The sequence below is a fragment of the Plebeiibacterium marinum genome (assembly GCF_026013615.1).
Taxonomy (GTDB): domain Bacteria; phylum Bacteroidota; class Bacteroidia; order Bacteroidales; family Marinilabiliaceae; genus Saccharicrinis; species Saccharicrinis marinus_A.
On the sequence record NZ_JAPDPI010000172.1, the window covers coordinates 1 to 332 of the forward strand.

1 protein-coding gene is annotated in these 332 nt (G+C 34.9%); it reads right to left on the reverse strand.

Translation table 11 applies throughout. The features are described from left to right. Window positions 1-332, reverse strand: a 332-nt coding sequence (locus OM074_RS21740) for a DUF4230 domain-containing protein (RefSeq protein ID WP_301202735.1), incomplete at both ends; no start/stop codon positions are given.

Consider the following 332-nt stretch of genomic DNA (forward strand, 5'->3'; position numbering starts at 1 on the left):
ACAATGGCCTTTTTTCGCCTCGTCACAATTTCCGTTAAATAACTCAACACCTCGGCATGTAAATCTTTACCAATATGAATCTGAAAGCCCTTTACTTTTTTCACTTCCATCTTCTCTATTAAATAGTTAGGCTCACTCATTTCAGGGTATGGCAAAATAATTTTTATGATACTGTCATTCTTATGTTTTATTATCATCTGCGTTAAGTCAATATAAGCAGTAACACTAACTGGCACTAAGGCCACTGCCTTTAAACTTTTTGAAGCATCATTTTTGCGATGTATAAAAGACAAGTCCTGATAAATGTGCTTAATCAGGTGCAGCTCTTTGAT